18 protein-coding genes are annotated in these 17858 nt (G+C 45.7%); 8 read left to right on the forward strand and 10 right to left on the reverse strand.

All coding sequences use genetic code 11. The annotated features are described in order from the left end of the window. Nucleotides 1-637: 637 nt before the first annotated feature. Nucleotides 638-1003, forward strand: coding sequence for a hypothetical protein (locus GF309_08935; protein ID MBD3158897.1), 366 nt, complete (start codon nucleotides 638-640; stop codon nucleotides 1001-1003). A 173-nt stretch (nucleotides 1004-1176) separates the two neighbouring features. Next, a complete protein-coding gene (gene uvrC / locus GF309_08940) occupies nucleotides 1177-2991 on the forward strand; it encodes an excinuclease ABC subunit UvrC (GenBank protein ID MBD3158898.1) in 1815 nt (604 codons plus the stop codon). 431 nt (nucleotides 2992-3422) lie between these two features. Here uvrC and GF309_08945 read toward each other — a convergent pair whose 3' ends face one another. Together GF309_08945 and GF309_08950 are read right to left on the reverse strand one after the other, a co-directional pair. Next, nucleotides 3423-4742 carry an amino acid permease gene (locus tag GF309_08945; GenBank protein MBD3158899.1) on the reverse strand — a complete coding sequence of 440 codons (1320 nt, stop codon included), beginning with the start codon at nucleotides 4740-4742 and terminating at the stop codon, nucleotides 3423-3425. A 135-nt stretch (nucleotides 4743-4877) separates the two neighbouring features. Next, nucleotides 4878-5135, reverse strand: coding sequence for a hypothetical protein (locus tag GF309_08950; protein ID MBD3158900.1), 258 nt, complete (start codon nucleotides 5133-5135; stop codon nucleotides 4878-4880). Between the two features lie 94 nt (nucleotides 5136-5229). Here GF309_08950 and GF309_08955 point away from each other — a divergent pair, with 94 nt between their 5' ends. Then, on the forward strand, nucleotides 5230-6915 hold the full coding sequence (locus GF309_08955; GenBank protein ID MBD3158901.1) for a hypothetical protein: 1686 nt from the start codon (nucleotides 5230-5232) through the stop codon (nucleotides 6913-6915). Nucleotides 6916-7008: 93 nt separating this feature from the next. Here GF309_08955 and GF309_08960 read toward each other — a convergent pair whose 3' ends face one another. Then, nucleotides 7009-7593 carry a tetratricopeptide repeat protein gene (locus GF309_08960; GenBank protein MBD3158902.1) on the reverse strand — a complete coding sequence of 195 codons (585 nt, stop codon included), beginning with the start codon at nucleotides 7591-7593 and terminating at the stop codon, nucleotides 7009-7011. 150 nt (nucleotides 7594-7743) lie between these two features. Here GF309_08960 and GF309_08965 point away from each other — a divergent pair, with 150 nt between their 5' ends. Further along, nucleotides 7744-8247, forward strand: a complete 504-nt coding sequence (locus GF309_08965; GenBank protein ID MBD3158903.1) for a hypothetical protein — start codon at nucleotides 7744-7746, stop codon at nucleotides 8245-8247. A gap of 10 nt (nucleotides 8248-8257) precedes the next feature. Then, nucleotides 8258-8635 (forward strand): nucleotide pyrophosphohydrolase, encoded by a 378-nt coding sequence (locus GF309_08970; protein MBD3158904.1) that lies wholly within the window; start codon nucleotides 8258-8260, stop codon nucleotides 8633-8635. Here GF309_08970 and GF309_08975 read toward each other — a convergent pair. The 5 genes from GF309_08975 to GF309_08995 form a co-directional block, all read right to left on the reverse strand. After that, nucleotides 8610-9431 (reverse strand): hypothetical protein, encoded by an 822-nt coding sequence (locus GF309_08975; protein MBD3158905.1) that lies wholly within the window; start codon nucleotides 9429-9431, stop codon nucleotides 8610-8612. The two genes, GF309_08970 and GF309_08975, sit on opposite strands and share 26 nt — an antisense overlap. Nucleotides 9432-9694: 263 nt before the next feature. Beyond that, nucleotides 9695-10525: a hypothetical protein gene (locus GF309_08980; protein ID MBD3158906.1), complete on the reverse strand. Its 831-nt coding sequence runs from the start codon at nucleotides 10523-10525 to the stop codon at nucleotides 9695-9697. A 477-nt stretch (nucleotides 10526-11002) separates the two neighbouring features. Then, entirely contained in the window at nucleotides 11003-11794 is a 792-nt protein-coding gene (mtnP, locus tag GF309_08985; GenBank protein ID MBD3158907.1) for an S-methyl-5'-thioadenosine phosphorylase, read from the reverse strand. A 148-nt stretch (nucleotides 11795-11942) separates the two neighbouring features. Beyond that, on the reverse strand, nucleotides 11943-12611 hold the full coding sequence (locus tag GF309_08990; GenBank protein MBD3158908.1) for a phosphoribosyltransferase: 669 nt from the start codon (nucleotides 12609-12611) through the stop codon (nucleotides 11943-11945). Between the two features lie 126 nt (nucleotides 12612-12737). Further along, nucleotides 12738-13595: a methyltransferase domain-containing protein gene (locus GF309_08995; GenBank protein ID MBD3158909.1), complete on the reverse strand. Its 858-nt coding sequence runs from the start codon at nucleotides 13593-13595 to the stop codon at nucleotides 12738-12740. Between the two features lie 103 nt (nucleotides 13596-13698). Between GF309_08995 and GF309_09000 the strand changes: the two genes are divergently transcribed. The 3 genes from GF309_09000 (at nucleotide 13699) to GF309_09010 (ending at nucleotide 15902) form a co-directional block, all read left to right on the forward strand. Further along, entirely contained in the window at nucleotides 13699-14859 is a 1161-nt protein-coding gene (locus GF309_09000) for a tetratricopeptide repeat protein (protein ID MBD3158910.1), read from the forward strand. Continuing rightward, nucleotides 14856-15329, forward strand: coding sequence for an NUDIX domain-containing protein (locus GF309_09005; protein MBD3158911.1), 474 nt, complete (start codon nucleotides 14856-14858; stop codon nucleotides 15327-15329). The genes GF309_09000 and GF309_09005 overlap by 4 nt, the downstream gene beginning before the upstream one ends. A gap of 108 nt (nucleotides 15330-15437) precedes the next feature. Beyond that, nucleotides 15438-15902: a hypothetical protein gene (locus tag GF309_09010; protein ID MBD3158912.1), complete on the forward strand. Its 465-nt coding sequence runs from the start codon at nucleotides 15438-15440 to the stop codon at nucleotides 15900-15902. Between the two features lie 41 nt (nucleotides 15903-15943). Here the strand turns inward: GF309_09010 and GF309_09015 are convergent, their stop codons facing one another. Together GF309_09015 and GF309_09020 are read right to left on the reverse strand one after the other, a co-directional pair. Next, entirely contained in the window at nucleotides 15944-17401 is a 1458-nt protein-coding gene (locus GF309_09015) for a hypothetical protein (protein ID MBD3158913.1), read from the reverse strand. A gap of 97 nt (nucleotides 17402-17498) precedes the next feature. Beyond that, the gene (locus tag GF309_09020) at nucleotides 17499-17840 is read right to left on the reverse strand and encodes a hypothetical protein (protein ID MBD3158914.1); all 342 of its coding nucleotides are present in this window, start codon (nucleotides 17838-17840) and stop codon (nucleotides 17499-17501) included. Between the last annotated feature and the right edge of the window lie 18 nt (nucleotides 17841-17858).

Below are 17858 nucleotides of genomic sequence, written 5' to 3' on the forward strand. Positions count from 1 at the left end.
AAAATAGAAACCGTTCCCGGGATTGAGCTTTCTAGGGAAGTGGTTGAGAATTCTGGTTGGCCAAGTCTGAAGACGAGACTTGAGGGATTGCCCGTATGTCTTGTGGTCAGTGCGTTGGGTATGCCCGAGTTCTATGGATTGCAAGCTGTTTCTTCTCGCTTGTTGGATGCTATTCCTGATGACGCTGACTTTGCAGAGGGGCAGGAAGCGGCCTATGATTTTGCAATAGAGCTTGTACAAAAACAGGTCGAAGAAAAGGGGCCCACTTTTGGCCTAGATATTGAAAGGATGAAAGAAACCCGTGCTGCAGTACTGATACCGGCAATTCTTGAGAGTAGAAAAGAAGAGATCGAATCGATTGAGCTTGACATTCCAACAGGAAAGAGCGGATTGTGGATTAAGGATTTGCGAGGAACTTACTACGGAAGGAAAATCCTGTCTGAACTAGAAATAGGGTCATATGCCTCTGCTGAGGAAGTGGAGCAGATACGCGAGGTTCTCAAGAAGACTGGCATAACGCTATCCACTTCATGATAGTCTGAGTGAGATGGGAACTGATGAAACAACGCTCGGTAGATTCAAAAGACATCCAAGATATATCTGAATCAAAAACAACCGGCAGTTGGGGAGTGCTTCTGTGAAGTTACGATACGGATTTGTCACCAACAGTAGTTCATCATTCTATATGGTGCACAATACTACAGATCGAACAAAGACTATGCTGGACTTACTCACTGAAGCAGCTGATGGCGAATGGTATCTAGTGGAAGGGCGCAAATACACAAAGGGAAGCAACCACAGAGAGAGCCTTGAGGGGTGCGAACCCAATGACTATGAAAGCAGGCAGGAATTCTTGGAAGCTGTTCGTTCTTTGAAGATTTTTCCGCCACATACAATTCATTCTATTGCAATTGCTTGGGGCGATGGCGGGCCAATACACTCCAAAAAAGGACTATATAGCGGAAAAAAAGGAAGTTTCGAAATTGAATATATTCCAATGTAAAGTTCAGGCTTCGGGGTTTCTTTAGCATAGCGAACTAGTTGCTATGGGCAATAATTGAATTGCAGACAAACAAAAGTGTAAACAGTCATTCTTATTGAAATTGGCAAGCGAATGGTGAGAAATCCTTGGCAGCCCTTCAAATGCATCATGATTTCAGAAGGTGTTAGGTAAACGTGAATTCAAGTGGAAATCTCGATCAGCTTGTAAATGGCATTCCAGACTCTCCAGGTGTATATATGTGGAAAGATGCGACCGAAACGATTCTCTACATTGGAAAGGCGAAGTCACTAAGAAAGCGTGTTCGGTCATATCTTCGTACCCGCAGCCTTGACAGAAAGACTTGGGAGATGATGAACCGAGCTGAAGATATCGAGACCATACTCACGAACACCGAACGTGAGGCTCTCCTTCTCGAAGCGACCATGATTAAGAAACACAAGCCACGGTATAATATTGCGTTGAAAGATGACAGACGTCATGCCTGGATTAGAGTTGACCTGGACGCCGAAATTCCTGCGTTGCAGGTTACTAGGGATGCAAAGCGGGATGGTGCTAGGTACTTTGGTCCATTTGGAAGCACTCGACGTTTGGAACGGTTGCTTGACACACTTCGTCGATTCATTCCCGTTGCAATGTGCAATGATCCTGATGCTGTGAATCGGGAATGCATGGACTACCATCTTGAACGTTGTACTGGCCCATGTATGGGGAACATCAAACGAGAGGACTATCTTTCCCTGGTTGAGGACATGTGTATGTATTTGGATGGAAAAGGAGATGAACTGCGCAAGCTGCTAAAGGAGCGAATGCAGAAAGCCGCGCAAGAACTGCAGTTCGAAAAGGCAGCGACCATCAGAGACAGAATCGATGACCTTGATATCGTTATGCGAAGACAGAAGGTTGTGCAAACTGATGGTATTAATCGGGATGTTCTGGGTGTGTCCCGTACTGAACACGCGGCTCTTGTCGAGATTCTACTGGTGAGAAATGGTCGTTTAGTTGGTCATGACAACTTTTTTTTCGAAGTGGAGCTTGATACGACAGACAACGAAGTTCTGCAGGCTTTTGTGGAGCAATTCTATTTCTCTTCGCCAGAGGTTCCCGAAGAAATCATAATGCCTGTAGCAATTGAGAAACGAAAAGAACTAGGTAAATGGCTGAGTGAGACAGAGCGGCACCCTGTTCGTATAGGCCTTCCCGATACCGAGAAAACCAAAGAACTGATTCATATGGCCAACATGAATGCAAAGCGGGCTCTCAGAAGGATTCTGATATTGGACCAGAGGGAGGAAGAGGTTGTCAATGAGGGGGTAAGGGAACTGCGGAACACGCTCAATCTCCGACATGCCCCATTCCACATCGAAGGTTTTGATATTGCGAACATACAAGGTTCTGACGCGACTGGCTCTTGTGTTGTCTTCAAGAATGGGCAACCAGAGAATTCTTCGTATAGGCATTTCCGCATCCGGTCGATAGATACTCCAGATGACTATGCCATGATGAGAGAAGTGGTTTCGCGACGATACCGTTCTATGCTTGAACACTCCAACGAGCTGCCTGATTTGATCCTGATTGATGGTGGAAAGGGACAACTGGGTGCAGCAGTAGAAGCGCTTTCAGAAGTAGGTTTGGAGTACCTGAAGGTTGCTGCTCTTGCGAAGAGGGATGAGATTCTCTATACCCGTGACAGGCCAGATGGCATTGCTTTTCAGAAAGACTCTCCGGCGCTTAGACTCGTCCAACAGGTCCGGGATGAAGCACACAGATTCGCTCAGCGTTACTATCACAAGCTGAGGGAGAAACGCTTCACTGGATCGATTCTTGAAGAAGCTCCGGGTATAGGTCCAAAAAGACGCAGCGCTTTGTTGAGGGCATTCGGAAGCTATCAGGAAATAAGAGAAGCCAGTGTTGATGCACTTGCTGATGTTCAAGGCATATCGTCTAGGTTGGCTAAATCCCTGAGGGAATGGCTCGATAGAGAAGGATAACTCGACTGATTCTTTGTGACAGCTTTTATTTTTCCAGAGCATTCTATGATAAGCTTGCACTTAGTCAAAAGCCTGATAGGGTGGGCAGCAAACATGGTTAGATTTTCGGGCATGAACTGCTGGCTTTCAGAGAACATTGTAGGTGGGTTCCATCTATTTTCCGGTACAGCTTTCAAGAAGTCAGCAGCTGGATGACTCGGTTCATTTGCTTTCCTCGCATTGTCTCTTTATGGCATCCGTGGATATTCACTAGATGCAGTCTTTCGAGCTGCGGAGTATCTGGGTTGGATTTTCGCAACTGAATTTCCCATTGTGTTGACTGATGCATTTCTGTTCTGCAGCGAAAAAACCATGAACGCTTCGTCGAAGCAATTCTTCAGAACAATGGCTTATGGTTCATCCCTTTTTTTCTTACATATCTGTCGCTCTGATTATGTGTGGTTCATTTTCTTTCGTCTGGAGTATGCCCCATACACGAGCAGACCAACCAACGTTAACACCCCGCCAAGAACAAGCGCCTCGATATGCAGCGTAGGAACGAGAATCAGACAGGTAATAACACCCAAAATCGGTACTGCTGGGAAAAACTTCGATTTGAATGTGTCAGGTACGCTGAGCCCTTTCCACCGCAATGCAATCACTGAAGCATTTACGATGGCGAGGCCCACCAAGTATCCAAAATCAGCAACTGACGCCACGAACTCTACGTTGCCTGATGCGGCAAATGCACTTACGACAATCAGAGTAAGAGCGAGAGCAGGTATCGGTGTGCTGAATTTCGGGTTCACTCGTTTGAGAATACTGGGGAAGTAGTTGTCTCTTCCGAGAGAATATGCAACACGAGCCGTCGCCATAAACGTTGCATTTAGGGCGGCATAATTGGAAGCCGCCATTCCTGCCAAACCGAAGTAAAATGCTCCTGGCCCAAGCATTCTGTTAAAGACATACGATATCGGAGTGGCAGAATCAGCAACATCTCCGTATGGTACGACACCTACAAGCACAAGAGAAGCAAGCATGTAGACAACTGTGGCTATGATCAATGTGAGCATAATAGCTCGAGGAATATTATGTGCTGGATCCTTGATTTCCTCCGTTGCGGTGGTTATGAGCTCAAAACCGACGAAACTGATGTAAATAAATGAAACTGCTGACATGAACTCGTAAATTCCAGTCCCTTGGGCAACCAGTGGTTGAAGATTAGAGGGTTCAATGAAGAATAATCCTATGGCAATAAACGAGAACAGAACAAGCGACTGACCGACGTTTAGAATACCGAGAACGCCTGACACTCCCTTTACGCTGACAACATTTGTTACGAATGTGATGATGATTATGATGATGGCTATTATGGCGACTGTCTGTTGAGTTGCTCCTGGAATGAAAACGACAAGCGTGTGAGCAACGGCGAGCGAATATAGCCCGCAGGCCACCAAATTGCCGAAGAAAAGGAACCATCCCGTCAGAAACGCCGGGAAGCCACCAAGAGTATCGTGTGCAAAAGTATAGCCGCCACCCTGTTTGGGAATGGAACATGCCAACTCTGCGTAATTTATTGCTGTAAAGAGTGTCATTATACCTGTTACCAGATATGCGAACACAATGACGGGTCCGACCATCCCTGCAGCTTTTCCTGAAATGACATAGATTCCCCCACCCAGCATGGCACCTAGACCTAAGCTAGTAGCGCCAACGAGACCTAGAGATCTTTCAAATTCGCCTTGTTCTTGGTCTTCTCCGAAGGTCTCCATATGTGGGAAGCTCTCCTGTTTGTTTTGGTATTATAGCTTTACAGCTAAGGAGGAGTGTGTTTCGTTGGCGTGCCTTGAGCGGCTTTTCAAAGTTTTGTATATGTCGTTTTCAGTTTGGTTTGATGTTGAGCTAGACTACTTGACGAGGAACGGCTCTCCAAAAACGTGATCAAAAAAGTCCTTCAATGATTCTTCATGCAGCACAATCCTCACCAAGGCTTCATCATCCTCTCTTGGGTGGTAACTACCTGTGATTCGTTCTATTTTGGAGGTATCATCAAGCATCAGAATCGTCTTCTCCTCATCGACTTCCTGATGCATACCGAACTTCTCCTTGACTTCAGCCATTTTCTGCTTGTATGCTTGGGGGCTCACTTTGTAGAATAGCTTCATTTGTATCACACTCGTCAGTTTGCTAGTGCCACTACGTGCAATTCGATTGATTTATTGCTGTCGCTGTTATACGGTTTCAAAGTGAGAGACTATCATGAACCTGCGCAAGTACGTTAGTATGCTGACTTTGTTTTTGATTCTCTTTGCTGGTGTGGCTGCTTTCTCTATGCCTTCTAACGCCGCCAGAACTCCGGCACAGAACTATCAACCTTCACAAGTCACCTGGGAGACGTTCGAGAAGAATATGAACGTCACGACCTTTGTAGCTCCCGATGGTAGCAGAGACGAGCTCTGGCATTTGCTCCGCAGTGCAGAAAGTAGTATATATGTGGAGATATACGGTGTGAATAATCCGTATATTTTGGATCTGATTCACGAACTGCACGATGAGAAGCCAAGTCTTGAGATGAAATTCCTGCTTGGGTGGAACAGTCTTGGCTACTATAATCCCAATGATTACGTTGCTAATAATCTGACCGAGCTCGGATACGACGTCAGATGGACAAATGACTCCGATTTCTATTTTGCACATCAGAAGTTCTTCGTTGTTGACAACGAGACTGCTGTGGTTCACGCCGGAAACTGGGCGAAGACAAGCTTTCCTGAACCCGGGAAGAAATCGAACCGCGAATGGAGCATAGCTATGACAGATACAGACGTGGCGGCTTCATACCTGTCCGTTTTCGACCACGATTGGAGCCGAGGCACACCCTATGATGCAGGTGAACATGGAACAGGTGAACCACTATCCTATGACCAAGCCTCTAGCACATATGAACGGCCATTCAGTCAGCCCGGCAAGTTTAGTGGCGAGATGAATGTTACACCAATCTTCAGCCCGGAAACAAGCCTTCAAGGCATTCTCTACTGCATAAACAACGCACAAGCCACATTGGACATACAAATCCCGTATTTCACCGATTTTGAGGGTGGAGCAGAAGTTGACCAAGTTGTTGATGCCATAGTTGCCGCCAAAGAACGCGGTGTAACGGTGCGCGTTATTACTGAAGAAGAGAAGGATTTCCTTGAGATATCATCCCATTTTGAGTCGCACGGAATTCCTGTGGTCTGGCAAGATAGCCGATGGTTTTCTGCGAACCATAACAAGGGAATCATCGTAGATGGAAGGATAGTACTCATCTCAAGTATCAACTACAGCGATGAAAGCATATCTGAGAATCGTGAGGCTGGAGTAATCATTGAACACGAGGGAGTTGCTCAATGGTACCAGCAGGTATACGATTTTGATTGGGGCATAGCAGACTGTGATGTGATGGATTATGTTAACCTGTACTGGGATCCCAATATACCGAAGAGCGATTCTGTGATCAATGTCACTGTTTACGCTCACGAGCTTTACGATTCTGATCCAGCACAGGGTGTAGAAGAAGTCATCTTGGGCACCAAGATAGATGATGGCTCGTGGGTCAATCATACCATAACGGCAAACAATTTCACATCAGCGGAAGATGACCTGGAGAATTACTTCTACGAGATATCTCCACAATCTGATGGCACGAACGTCACAGTAAAAGCATACATACTGGCTGACTCCCAGTGGCACGAGGGTATGGAAATGGTTATTCCGGTTCGTGATTCGCTTGGCTCGATAATAACTACTCCGACAACGACCACAACAACGAGCCCGACTACAACGACCACAACAACGAGCCCGACTACAACGACCACGACTCCCCCACCTGACATGACCACGATAATCATTGCAGTTGCAGTCATTATTGCGGCTGTGGTAGTTGGCTTCATCAAGAAAAGAAGGTGATTGGTTCATCCTGAGGAAGGGGATTCAGACTGAGAATATGATCCCCTTTCTACAGGATCTAGCCAGTGCAAAGCTGTTTCTCATCTACCGAACTCATTCGGTTTCTTCAGCCTGTTTTGCGAATCTGCGGCACCTTTCTGCTTCTCTTTTCTCACCACGGCTATCATGAAGATTCGCAGCTATCCTGTAAGATCGGGCAACTTCATCCCATTTCTGTTTCGCATCAAAACAAAGTGCAAGTGCTTTCCACGTGCTGGGATCGGAGGAATCGGCTTTCAAAGCCTCCTTGTAGGCTACTATTGCGTCATCAATCTTCATCATGCTTTCGAGCGCTCTAGCCTTTTTCTTCCAGAGCAAAGCCGAATGCCCATTGTTTTCTAGACCTTCGTTGCTTGCTTTCAACGCATTATCAAAATCACCTATGCTTAGATAGGCTTCTGCTTTGTTTGAATATCCTTCAGCGTTTTGGGGAACCAACTGGATTGCTTTGTTGAATGCAGCTACCGCTTCATCCTGTGCACCAATGATTATCTTGAGTTTCCCCATTTCATTGAGTGCTTGGATGTCCTCTGGATTGCTCTCGAGGTACTCCTCATAGGCTTCAATCGCCTTTCGGTTTTCACCCTTCTCTTTCAATTCCCGCGCCGTTCTTAGATGAGAGAGCTCCACCGAAGTCATAATTTCATTCTACCTTTTGTGGATTTAATGCTTATTCTTTTGTAATAGATTTCAGAATTAATTTCATGCTTGAAACTGCCACACATTGATAACAAGTATTTTAACCGGGATGGAGACTAAAAACTCATACCAAAAAGAGAGGAGAACAAAATGAGTTCAGAGCAAAATGCCCCTGAGAATGATAAAGAAAGCGGGGATATCATTGAATCCGAAGAACAGAGGAGCTATGACGAATATCTCGAAATGGGGCCTTCTTTCTTTGAGGATCCCTGGCCAAAGACAGTACTTGTGCTAACACTCATTGGCCTTGGAATTGTTCTTCTGACACCGGTGGATGTCTGGGCAGTTTGGAACTATACCCTATTGGGAATGTATGGTTTGATTATAATCGCCTCTGCGGGGACCATAATTGGACTTCGAATTTGGTTCACAACCGAGGGATCTCGCCTGAAATATGGTGGGATAGCAAATGCAATAGTTGTGATAGCTTGTGCTGTCTTGGGTGTTGCTGATACCCTTTCCTGGGTGGGCTTAGGAAGGTCACTTTTTCCCCAGTTTTCGGATAGTCCACTTCTATCCTTCTTGCTTGTTATTCAAATATTCTGTTTGTACAGCATCTGGCTTCTTCGACGGGTAATCCGCGGCGAAGAGTAGTTTATGGGTGCTGCCCTTGCCAAAGAACGAGCCAACACTGAGTGAGCTCGTTGATATCATACGTGAATTCGTACGAGAACGGGATTGGGAACAGTTTCATAAGCCAAAATCTCTGGCCATATCGGCGGGGGTGGAGCTGGGCGAGCTTCTTGAGCTGTTTCAATGGCTTACTGATGAAGAAGTGGAACAAGCACTAAGTGAGGCTCAATATCGAGAGAAGCTATCCTATGAAATCGCTGACATCATGATTTACCTTCTTAGGCTAGCTGATGTAGCTTCAATAGATGCATCGAGTGCGATTATGTCCAAGATGGACGTTAATCGAGAGAAGTATCCTGCAGCAGACGTAGAAGGCAGACGGCCTAGGGATCCTCGCCAGGCGCGGTGAGTCTTGAATACAATTCAGGTTTTCTATCCTTCAGTACATGATTCCGTGTGGTAATCATCTTATTGTCGGCTTGACTTGGATCAATATCTGTGAAAGCAATCCCGGTTTCTTCTTCGTCAAGGGAAACAAGAACCTCTCCTCCTGGATTTGTTATTTGGGATTGTCCCGAAAATGAAACACCTCGCTCTTCTCCGATTCGATTAGCTGTAGCGGTGAAAATCTTGTTTTCAATAGAACGTGTAATCATAGCTTTCTGACAGAAAGGCAGAACCAAATTAGCAGGATGTAGTATCACCTGTGCACCCTTGAGAGCGAGAATCCTTGCTGTTTCAGGAAAAGCCCAGTCGAAGCAAATCATCATACCATATCGAAAACCACGATAGCTAAAAACAGGTGGTTCTTCAAATCCGGCGGCAAATATGTTCAGCTCATTATCAAACAAATGGATTTTCCTGTATTTTTCAAGCATCTTTCCATTGCCAAACGCAACAGAAGTATTGTAGAGATTGTCACCGTCCTGTTCACACATCCCGGATACCACCAAAGTGTTTTCTCTCGACCATTGGCTGAGCAGTTGACACGTCTTCCCTCCTGGGATTTCTTCACTATTCATAAGTGCCTCTTTCCTGTTCTTAAAGACGTAACCCGAATTTGCAAGTTCGGGAAGGACCAATATGTCTACGTTCTCTTCCTCTGCTCTGTACAAAGCCTTCTCCATTCTATTGAAATTGGTGCTGGGTTCGGATACAACCGGTTCTATCTGCGCAACACCAAGTCTGATTTTACCTCCTGTCATTCTAACTCGTCTCTTACTGCCTTTGTTCCTTCAACAATATTTGATTTCTTCTTTCTTATGTGCTGTTTGAAGAACCTATAGAAAAGGCCATATTCCCCTCATGTCATATACGTAACAAAGGGTGATTCTGTAATGTCGGAATCAAAGGAATCCAAGCCTGTTGTTGACGAGAGCTGGGATGATGTGCCTCTTCCTGAGGAATATTGGGGTGATGAGTTCGAAGATGATGAATTGGACGTGTGGTAACCCTCCGAGTTGCAACGCTATCGATTTTTCATTATGTGCTTCTTCACTCTAAGAAGCCTGTTGTAGCTGCTGTGAATTTCTTTCTTGGCATCTAGCCCCCATATTCTGTAAAGAAGACTATATTTAATGCGAAGGCGCCTTATCTGATTTCGCAAACTAGAGTAGGTAGATTTCAAGCTCTCTAGCTTGGTCTCTTGTTTCTTAGATCGTTCCAACAATCCCTTGATTCTTCTATTGAGCCGTTTCAGCTCGGTTCTTGATGCAGACGAGACCAACTCTTCAAGCACGTCATTACTTCTTGTTCCGAGTGGTCGAAGTCTTGTCCAACGAGAGACATAGGCGCCCGCCTCACGAAGGCTTTCGGATATCTTCTTTGCATCTAGTAACCCAAGTGTGCTCGCCTTTGAGTAGAAGCGTTTGTAGTCCTTTTTTCGTAGTTGAGGGAATAGAAGAACACCTCTGTGAATCTTGAGAGCTCCAGCTTTTTCACAGAGTCTTTGAACCTTCTTTCTTTGCTGCACAGTTGATTTGGGAAGAGAATATGCTACGATTTTGTATGCGAGAAACTCGTCTGGGGTTTCGAGGTTGTTTCCCTTTGGGATTTGACGAGCTCTGGTGAAGATGATGTGGGTCACTTCTGACAGCAGCTTTTTGAGTTTCTTGGGATTTCCCCGCACAATGTACACGCCCCCTTCCTGTTTCTTGAGCGCGAAGTCAGATTTGAGAAACCTGGCTAGCTTTTCGTGTTGTTCCCCCTTTTTCGGAATGAGAAGGAGGTAGCGCTTCTGCTTACGCTTGGCTTCAATAGCTTCTCCATCATCAGCTATATTGAAATCGTAGACTGTCACGGCACTATTCTTCCGCTCTTTGTCTGTTTAAACACTTTGCTGTAGATATTCCTCTTCGCTTACCAATAGTGACAATTAGGGGAATTTCTCATATTTCCTAATCCATGTTTTAAATGGTTATTATTTGTTTTACTGTTGCTTTCGAAGTGGATAACTCTTATTTCCTTTCTATTATTTCATCTGTGTCCTTATTCGATGGTTTATTCATTCATAAATTTGCTTTCCATCGACTGTATGTTTAACTCAATCGTTGGAGGGCCCTCTTCCTAGGTGAAAAATCGTGATCCGAATCGACGAAGATTGGGACAGTGACGATTGGGACGAAGATGACGACTGGGACGAAGATGACGACTGGGATGACGACGACGATTGGTAGGAGTCACCCGGTACAAAGTCCCTGTCACGCGTTCCCGTGAGAACATGAAAAAATGAAAACGATTGTGAGCTGCTTTTTTGGCTCACAATCCCTTCTTGTTTTTAGAAGAGCGCATTCTCCATTGCTGTCTGACAATCACAGCTGGCTTTTTCTGGAATCTTTGGAATGAGTTCGTAGGTTAGTTTCCTGACCCGCTCGATATTGTCTGACATGGTTTTGAGGACCTGCTCGTGGGTAACATGGTGTTCTCCATAGACATCTTTGTCTGTAGGCATAGCTATTGATACAAAGCAGATACCCGCTTCACGAGCCAACGAGGTCTCTGGGTATGCAGTCATACCAATGACATCGAAACCTTGCTTATGGTAGAAGATCGATTCTGCATAGGTCGAGAATCTGGGACCATTGATGCAGACGTACGTTCCCTCTTCGTGAACTTTGTAGTCCAAGTCGTTTGCCGTCTCTATGGTCAGCTTGCGCATCTCTGGGCAATAAGGCTCTCCAAAAGGCAAGTGGGCAATTGTTCCACCATCAAAGAAAGTGTCCTCTCGCTGCCCGAAAGTCCTGTCGAAAATCTGATCTGTTATCACAAACTCGCCTAGGTCAATTTTCTCAGGCTGCAGGCTTCCACATGCGCAGGGGCTTATGATCCTCTTGACACCAAGACTCTTCATGCCCCACACATTGGCACGGTAGTTGATTTTGTGGGGTGGTAAGTGGTGGTTTCTCCCATGTCTCGCCAGAAATGCTAGGGTCTTTCCTTTCACATTGCCAACAATGAAATTATCAGACGGAGCACCATAGGGAGTGAACACCTTCACTTCGATTGGGTTATCTATGACTTCGGGATCATAATTCCCGCTGCCACCAAAAAGCCCGACTTCAATGGGCATTAGCTCCTCCAACTCTTCTCTCTTCTCCGGGTCCACCGGAACTAGCGACGGTTCAGCTTCAAAGGCCATCTATAATCAACTCTCCTTTTGCTCTATTACTGCAACTCCCCTCCTCCCATAAATAGGTGACGAGCTGTGAGTCGGTGATCTACTCCTTGAGTCGCCATCTCTTGTCTAGTGGGTATTCAATAATCCCTAGGTCGCCCATATGCTGTTTGACTTTGGACAGGCGTTCATCTGAGAGAACTATATTATTGTACTCACGCAATTGCTTCTTGAGCTGTTGCGTGGTCATTTCGTCAGTATTCTCTCCTTCAAATATTTTTGAAATTAATGAAGTTAAATCTTCGTAGAAGTTCCATGGAAAAATTTCCCATGCCCAGTTGATTGATATGCCGTAAAAGTCTGGTTCGAATTCTGACCCTTGAATGTGCATGAGGGTTGCAGACTTGACATCATCAGCATTTCCCTCATCCTTGACGTGATTGACAGCCAATGTCAGGCTTTGTCCAGTATCAGTGATATCGTCTACTACCAACACTTTCTTGCCTTCAAGATCTACCTTTATCGGACAGGTGAGTTTGGCCTCTCCGTCCTTTGTGGCTGTTACACCCCAATGATCGACCTTAACACTGTAGAGCTCCTTCACAGCTAGAAAATCGCACTGGAGCCTAGCGTGAACCCATCCTCCTCGTGCGACGCCCACCACCGCGTCTGGTCGCCATCCGGAGTCCTTTATCTTTTGGCTGGTTTGATACGCGTATTGATATATATCATCGAAATCAAGCAGATAACAGAGCGGTCCTTTCAGTTCCATTTCGGAATTTCTCCTGGAATATCTCCATTGAATTCCATGCTGAAGGCACTAGCTGTCAGTTAAAAGCTTGATGCCCTCTCCATGGACAAATCTGCACCGCTGTCCACATATTGGATCCATGTTCGCTTAGCGGAGCTGAATCGCAAGGCTATCCAGTTGACCGGGTAGGTATGCTATTCGTATTCTCTCCGAATCTCCCTCCTGCACGTGTTTTGCTTTTTTAAGAGGGAGGAAGAGGTGCCGCCACCCGTCTTCCATGGAAATAGTTGTCTCCTCATCGAGGTCAACTTCGAAATAGCCCACTACACCGGTCAAGATGCTCTCTTGCTGGATTGAAAATTCGAGTGTTTTGTCAACCTTTTCAGGGATAGTCTGCTTGGAGAAATCAAATTTAGCCAGCAGATTGGTTTCGCTTAAAGGCGTAAACTGGTCTGACCCGACTGTTTGTGGGACTCTGGGAAAAACAAGCCCGTTCCATTTGAATCGCTCTAGTATCGAATGACATGATACTGGAACTGCATACACTCGTGCCCTTCTCGGCATGATTGTTCCTTCTTCCCGCAAGAAGCTCGATACAGCATGAAAAGAAGCCGTTACCTGCTGCTCCACAAGAAGCATAGATGAGAGCATTTCACAGATCACAACATCAGCTTTTTGTTCTGGTTTGAACTCAAGATAGTGGCTTGTTACGAATTCCATTGTTTTGTCCAGATTGTTCTCTCGTGCAGCTTGCCTTGCGTATGCTATCGAGCTGGAGTTGATATCTATGGCTGTTACTTTTTCTGCTCCAGCTTGAGCAGCCAACAGGGAAAGTATACCGGAACCAGCACCCAGTTCAATAACGTAGTCGCCGTCGGTCACAGCATTTCCTATTGCGTGTGCAAATTTGCGAATCCTGTCTTTTTGGGACAAAAGGCTCACAGCATGAAGCTTCGCAAACGGTGTGGCATACTTTTTGGACTTCATGAGCTTTCTAGTTGCCATAAGCTAATCTCTTTATAATCCGATTGACCAGCCTTCATGAAAGAAAGGCCAGCTGGATTCTCAGCCAGTATGGTACTCATCCATTACCGGGGATTCAAATCAAGTGACTTCCGAGGCCATAGAGGACGCAAAGCGAGCACTGGCTGAGTGCCGCTTTGAAGATGCTATTTCTATCCTAGAAGAAAACCTCGCGGAGGATGAAACTGATCCCGACACTCTGGTTCTCCTTGGAATTGCCTATGTCCAAGCTGAAAACGCTGAGAAAGCAGTAGATGTTTTGAAAACAGCAGATGAACTATTGGAAGAACATTGTGTGGTTTCTCTCTTTCTTGGTCGAGCACTTGAAGCTCTTGGACAACTCGACGAGGCAGAAATTCACCTAAGACGGGCTATTCGCCTTGACCCTGGTGAACCTGAAGCGTGGAAGGATGTAGGTAGAATTCTTCTGGCACAGAAGCGTTATGCTGAGCTGATTGAAACAGCTCGAGAAGCAGTGAGTCGGTTTTCTGGTAATGTCTATTTGAGGAGCCTATACGCAATTGGTCTTTACAGATTAGGGGACTACACTGGTGCCTGCCGCCAGTGGTACGAGGTCTACAAGCGACGTCCTGAGTCTCTCCTAGCGTTGTCAAATTTCGCGTATATGCTTTTGAAACAAGGGCGTCTTACAAAGGTGAAAGCCTACATCGAACAGGCAACAAAAATCGGTCCTAAGGACTCTCGAACCTTATTTTTGCAGGGTGAATTGAACCTACAAAAGAGAAACTTCCGAAAAGCCAAGGCCTTCTTCGAACAGGCACTGGATAAGCAGCCCAAGAATCTGACACCTCTATCACGATTGGCGATAGTCGCCCACCATGAAGGGAAACCTGATAGGCGTGATGATTTAATCACCCAGATTCGTGAAATTGGGCGAGACAATCCCCATTCATGGAAAGCACTTGCCTATATCTATGAACAGCTTGGTCAAATCGAGAAGCTGGTTGATTACTTGCTATACTTTGTTAGCCAGAATCACTGTTCAGCTGCTCCTTGGGTGAAGTTGGCTGCAGCCTATGAGAAACTGGGTTCGGTAGATGAAGCTGAACACGCATGGACTATGTCATTCAAGCTACGTCGGTATGTCAAGATCCATTGCAGGCACTGTGGAACGTACCTCCGATTACCCTATGAGAAAGAGGAAGGCTTCGATATTCATCGAGACCGAAATTGTCTAGAATGTAATTCGGTTATTCCAATGCCTGATGCACTTGCTGATATCTGATATGTAGAGTGGTAATCGTGGATTCGCGAGAGTATCCATCAGGAGCCCTTCCGGGAGTTGGAGCTATTGTGGTTGGTGCCGATGGTATTCTGCTTGTGAAGCGAGACAAAGATCCAGGGGAGGGTCTCTGGAGTATACCTGGTGGCCTCATTGAATTAGGAGAAACCCAAGAGGGCGCGGTGATTCGCGAGGTTCGAGAGGAAACAGGGATAGATGTGGAGGTACTCGGGCTGCTCAGTACTGCGGATTTGATTATTCCTGACGGTGAAGATATTGTCAAGTTTCACTATGTACTGAATCACTATCTCGCACGAGCCCTGGATGAAGAAGCTCAACCGGAATATCCTGAAGCTGAAGTCGGTTGGTTTTCCTTTTCAGACTTGGAATCAATGGATTTACCCCCTCGGATTCATAAGCTACTCACGAAACACCGATCAGCCGTTGAGAGAACACACCATCGATATTTTTGAAATTGGCAATGACCATTTCTCTATGCTTCATCGAGCCAAGAAATATAAAAGCCTGCAGAGAGAAGACTAACAGAGCCACTCTATAGTATACGGAGAAGTGAAAAAACAATGCCATTTAGAACAATCATGGCCCTAATAATCGCCCTCGTGGTTGCGATTATAATAGGCGCGTTTCAGATTCTTGGACTAACCGTTGAGCAAATTCAACTAATTCTGAATTCTGGAGATGTAACAGGTCAGCTGGAGATATGGGGGGCTCTCTTGTTCGGTCAATTAATATTCCCATATACCTTTGCGACCGGTGGGGCATATGGCCCTCTAGTTGCATTGGGTGTAGCGGGATTCATAGCCGGACTGGTCTCAAAGAGCGGCGTCAGAATGCTCTTCGCATCACTCATTGCGATGGGTCTTTTCTTCTTGGGTTACACCGTGCTTTCATTAGGCCTAGATCCTAGTTCAGTAGAGCTACTCGCAGATATTGCTAGGAATATTGCAATTGATCTTGGCGTAGCCTTTGCTCTACTCTTCGTACCTGGCATAATTGGAGCAAGACTAACTGCTGACAAATATTAGAATACCCCATTGAGGGGTGCAAGCCCCTCCTCTATGTTTTTTTAGGACAAACTTCTACTCAAATCTTTGGAAACTAGGTCAAGATATTCATCCAGTCTTTCTGGTTGAATGAAGGCGCCTGCTGCCATTGGATGCCCTCCGGCTTCTACAACAAGAGTGTCATATTTCTTGTTGAGTGTTTGGCCACAACGGACAAATGTCTCTTTCAGATTAACACCTCTTTTTACCAATCTCCTACGTGTTCTTCCAGAAAGCTTCGCGAGACTGCTTTTCTCAGAAGTGTTAGTGGTAACCCCAATGATTGGCTTGTTTTCTGGTACGATTCGAGCTCCTTGTGCCATTCCGATGACAATCCCGATAATAGTGTCCTGTATTTCAGAATCTTGCACAAGATACATTCCTGGTCTTTCGTCAAAACCGTGTGTTTCTATTCTCCGTATGGAAGTCGCTAGGTTTCGTCTATGCTCTCGTAGCAACAGCTTTCCCTCTTCATATGCTGCTTGATCACCTAAGCAAATCCTAACTCCCACTTCTGCTCTTCGATTGCGCCCACACGCATTCAACAATGTGGAGAACTCCTTAGCGCTTCTAAGTTCAGACCTTTCCGGTCTTTTCAGCAAGGTTATGACATCTCCCACTATCCCTTGAGCCTTCCGGGAGTCTTCATAGGCCTGAAGAATTAGACTCATCAAATGCTGAATAATCACCTGTTTTTCTTCCGTGTTGAGATCCACCCATCTTCGCCATCTCTCGTTTGCTTTCACTGGTATTCCCAGAGCCTCAAAAAATTCAAAGGCTGCATCTCGATTCCCAGTGATCCCTGGGATGTACGGTTCTGTTGCATATTCTAGGAGAAAAGGCAAAGGTCTGGTATTGATGCCGAAGAATGTTAGGTCCCGATCCACTCGCACCGTGCCACTTTCTAATGCCACTTCCAGTATTTTGCGATTCACTCCTGCGAAACCTTTTCCATAGTATCTCTGTAGATCCCCTGTTGCTCCTACCACCGCCAGCTCGCTCAAGTCAGCGTTACCTCTAGAAACTTCATAGGCAAGGAGAAATGCAGTTCCTGCCCCTGAGAGATCGGAGCTTCCGTCTAAGTCGTGATGACATGGATTAACCTCGATGATGGGTGTATTTGCATGCCTTTTCGAATACCCTTCTGCATCATCCTTCGGAAGATGGTGATCCAGAACGATGATGCTGTTAAGAGACTCGAGATTCCCTAGTTCCTTGACAATCAAGGGCATCTGCCCTGTTCCCAAGTCGCTGAATATGGCGATATCCGGGTTCTTTTCTGTAACGATTTTCTTTACGTCTTGGATAGTTTCAGAATTAAGCTGATGGATATTTCTCCATATTGGAGACTTGTCCAGTCTTCTGAGCATTCGGCACACAATTGCAAGTGCAGTAATACCGTCAGTATCTATATGGGAAACAGCGAGAGGACGTTCTGCCGCTTTGATTTGTTCTGCAGCCTGAGCGAGTTGGTTTCCCATTTGTGGAGGTAAATCCAAATGCAAGAATCTGTGACCTCATGACGCAAATTTGGCTAGAGGGATATAAATGCGCACCTCTGCAATGACGAGATAATCTCTAGTCGGAACCTCTTGCAACTCTGGAGAGCGCTAAGAACACGACCAGAAATACACTTGCCACAGCAGCCAATCCTTTGGCGATTTTCTGCCAAAGCGTTAATGGAACTTCCAACTCTCTAAGCTCATTCTTCACCCTTTTCAAATAGATTCTTTGCTCATTATAGAGCGAACTGGAATCGTCATATTGATCCGAAAATTCAGACCAACTGGAATAGAATGGTGGCTCTGGATTCGTTGTTACAAACTCGTTCCAGAGGGCCATTATGTTGGATCTATGGGGTTCCGGAAATTCCTCTATGGTTGATACGATTTGCCTTTCTGCCTCTTTTGACAGTCCCACTATCTTTGCACCCGCGTT

It is taken from the genome of Candidatus Lokiarchaeota archaeon (genome assembly GCA_014730275.1).
Classification (GTDB): Archaea; Asgardarchaeota; Thorarchaeia; order Thorarchaeales; family Thorarchaeaceae; genus WJIL01.